This is a genomic window from Flavobacterium sp. (genome assembly GCF_043773265.1).
Classification (GTDB): domain Bacteria; phylum Bacteroidota; class Bacteroidia; order Flavobacteriales; family Flavobacteriaceae; genus Flavobacterium.
The window spans coordinates 1-3701 of record NZ_JAYVFH010000265.1; the positions used below are offsets into that span (position 1 = coordinate 1).

Consider the following 3701-nt stretch of genomic DNA (forward strand, 5'->3'; position numbering starts at 1 on the left):
GCCAATTTGTTGTGGTGTAGGTACTCCTAAAGTTTGTTGTCCATTGTAACCTAATGTGCCCAAACCTAGTTGTCCTGCACTGTTATCACCCCAAGACCATAAAGTGCCATTAGTTTTTAAAGCAATACAGCTATAAGTATTAGATTTTATTTTTGCCCAATCAGTATCGGTACCCATTTGCAAAATACTCATGTTGTTGTTGTAAGTGCCATTACCTAATTGCCCATAATCGTTTCTGCCCCAAGACCATAGTGTACCATTGGCTTTTATAGCATAAGAACTAGCTGTACCATTGCCAACTTCAACCCAATCGGTATCGGTACCAACTTGGTATGGCGATAATTGATTTACCGTATTTCCGTTGCCAATTTGTCCATAATTATTATAACCCCAAGTCCATAACGTGCCATTGGTTTTAATCGCTAAAGAATGAGCGCCACGAACAATTTTACTCCAATCGGTGTCACTATTCATTGGTTTAAAAACTAATGGCAACGTTTGCAAATTGGTGCCGTCACCTTGCTGCCCATAATCGTTTCTTCCTGCGGTGTACATCGAACCATCGCTTCTAATAATTGCAGTACTAAAACCACCTGCGCTAAAAGATGTTATGCATTGTGAGAAAGAATTAAAAAAAGAGAATGTTATTATTGAAAATAGTAGTTTTTTCATAGTGCATTATTTAAAGCACTAATTTACAATAAATTGCGTAACAAAAAAATAAATTACAATTTATTTTTAATAGTATATAATGTGTTAAATTTATTATTGGTTTTCTTTAAAAAGCTCCATTTAATACTATAAAAAAGAAAACTGTTGGCTACTATTAGTTTTTATTGATAATTTTTTTCAGCTTGAGTCATTTTTATCAAGAATCTTATAGAGAACAAGAAAAATTTTATTAGTAAACGGTTCTCGATACATTTTTTGTTCCGTTTTACTGCACAAAAAACACTCGAACTGACGTAAAGTAATGATTTTATCCAAAGCAATAAGAATAAAAGACTTTAAATTATTCTTCTTTTAAATTATTAAACAACACTTTCCATTGCATCATCACTGTCTCTTTTTCAAATTTTATGGAGTTCTTCTTGGCGTTGGTTCCCATTTCTTTACGTATGTCAAAATTGCGAATCAAAAACACAATTTTTTCTGATAATTGTTGAATGTTTTGGTCTTGTACTAAAAAACCATCTTCGTTATTGGTAATTATGTTTCTTGGTCCTGTTGGGCAATCAAAAGATACAATTGGTAATCCTATAGATAATGATTCTAATAAAACCATAGGAAAACATTCGTTTAACGACGACATTACATACATTGACGATGCTAACATTGCGTCTTGTAAATTTGAAATTGCTGGTCTAATAGTAATACTTTTACTAATTTTTCTTTGGTTTATTAGTTCTTCCAAAGTGAATAGATATTCTATTTCTCCATCGCCATAAATATGCAATTGCCACTCTTTATTTTCTTTTACTACTGCTTTCCATGCTTTTATTAAACTTTCAAATCCTTTTACTGGTGCAATTCTTCCTGCAGCAATTGCAATTTTATTATTTAATAAAGCAGTTTTATCTGATAATTGAATTGGATTGGGAATTACAACAATATTGTTAGATTTATAAAATTGCTTTTCATCATTATTCAGTAAAATTAGTTTGTCAAATTTAGATTCGATGTAATCATTGATGACAAATTTTATTTTTTGAAAAAAACTAGCATTTTTGCGTTGGTTATTTAAATTGTATGCTGTAGAATGGTATTCTTTTAGTTTCTTAATTTTAGTTTTAACAAATGGTGTCCAATAAAAATCGAAGGATTGGTTGCACACAATAAGTACATCTGGATGTATTGAATTGATTGCTTTTTTCCATTGCGAAAAATGATAAGGAATTTTTTTTATGTTATCAAAATGAAAATAACTTTTATCTCTATCATAATTTACTTCCAAATCAAGAATTTGAATTTTATCATTCAATTTATAACAAGCTTTATAATGGTATTGTTCTGTGGTAATTATAGAAACTTCATATCCAAATTGCTCTACAAAATAATTGGCTTTTTCTGCCATAACTTTTTCGAGTCCGCCATGGTTATATATTTGATCTGTCGAAAAAACAATTTTCATTTTATTAAACTTTTAAATAGTTCATCCCATTGTTGCAAAATTACTTCTGGCAAAAATCTTTTTACATTTTCTTTTGCATTTTTTCCCATCATATCTCGCAGTTCTTTATTTTCTATTAATAAAATTAATTTGTTGGCAAACGCTTTGTAATCATCATTATTAACTAGAAAACCATCTATTTTATCTTCAATAATATCACTTGGTCCATAAGGACAATTGAATGAAACACAAGGAACTCCACAAGCCATTGCTTCAATCAAAACCATTCCGAAACCTTCATATCTTGATGACATTGCATAGATTGAACTTTCTAAATATTTTTGCTCAATGTTGGCAATTGGTTCAAAAAAAAGAATATTATTTTTTATTTCAAGTTGGGTTGCTAATTCATCTAGTTTTTGATTTGCATCAAATTTTCCATAGATTTCTAATTGCCAATCTGGATGTTTCTCAATAACAATTTTCCAACTTTGCAACAATCTATCATATCCTTTTTGATGCGATTGTTTTCCTACTGCAATAACTTTTTTGTTTTGTAAACTAGAATTTTCGTTGGGATAAAAAGAAAGTGGATTAGAAATTACAACCACATTTTTACTTTTCCATTCTTTTCGATTTTCCTCTGTTAAAACAACGAATTTTTTGAATTTCGGAGCTAAAAAATTCATCAAACCAAATTGAATATTGGCTTTTAATTTATCTATTATTCCAGAATTTTGAGCAAAAACAATATTTTTAGAAACATGTCTTTCATAAATTAGTGGTATTTTTTTAGATAAAAACAAAGGCAAGAAAAATGCTTTTAAACCATCGTCGCAAACCAAAATTATGTTTGGATTTAATTGTTTTACAATTGATTTAATTCCAGACAAATAACTTTTTACATAGTGTATTGGGTTTCCAGAAACTTGTATATTATGATGTATAATTTTATCGCTAAACTCATAAAACAAATTAGTATTTCCGTTATTTAAAGTAAGAATATGAACTTCATAATTTAACTTATCGGCAAGATAACTGGCTTTTACAGATAAAACTCGCTCTAAACCAGCAGCACCATTTATTCCGTTTGTTATGTAAAGTAGTTTTTTCAAAAAAATTATTTATACAATGTTCTTAAAGCAAATCCTTGTGTAAAAGGCAAAACATCAAATTCTTGCGAGTGAACACCAATGGCTTTGGTATCGCCTTGCGAAAAATCTATTGCTCCATCTCTGCGAGTTACTGTCATTAAATAATGAATTGCTTTTTCTTTTGCAATAGTACAACTTTCTGAAATAGCATTAATTTGTGCTGCATTTACTAAAAACCATGCTAATGTTGCTGTTGTTGATGAATCCATTCTTGAAGTATTGTCTAGAACTATCCAAGACCAACTGCCGTTTTGGTTTTGAAATTGCAGTGCCATTTTAGCAAATGAAACTACACTTTGCTCTAAGATTTTTTTATTTTGATTTTCGTTTGGTAAGGTCAACCACGAATCTATAAGTCCAATGGCATACCAACCCAAACCTCTTCCCCAACCAAATAATCCAACTGGAAGTTTAGTTTCGATATTATAAGTATGACA

At 29.9% G+C, this 3701-nt stretch carries 4 protein-coding genes; all 4 read right to left on the reverse strand.

Going from position 1 to position 3701, the window contains the following annotated elements:
* The coding region (locus ACH2BO_RS14055) for an RCC1 domain-containing protein (protein ID WP_395045364.1) at nucleotides 1-672 on the reverse strand (672 nt) is incomplete at its 3' end.
* A 340-nt stretch (nucleotides 673-1012) separates the two neighbouring features.
* The gene (locus ACH2BO_RS14060; RefSeq protein ID WP_395045365.1) at nucleotides 1013-2131 is read right to left on the reverse strand and encodes a glycosyltransferase family 4 protein; all 1119 of its coding nucleotides are present in this window, start codon (nucleotides 2129-2131) and stop codon (nucleotides 1013-1015) included.
* Nucleotides 2128-3225, reverse strand: coding sequence for a glycosyltransferase family 4 protein (locus ACH2BO_RS14065; protein WP_395045366.1), 1098 nt, complete (start codon nucleotides 3223-3225; stop codon nucleotides 2128-2130). Before ACH2BO_RS14065 ends, ACH2BO_RS14060 begins: the two co-directional genes overlap by 4 nt.
* 5 nt (nucleotides 3226-3230) lie before the next feature.
* Nucleotides 3231-3701 (reverse strand): glycoside hydrolase family 88 protein (locus ACH2BO_RS14070; protein ID WP_395045367.1); only part of this gene is annotated, 471 nt, incomplete at its 5' end.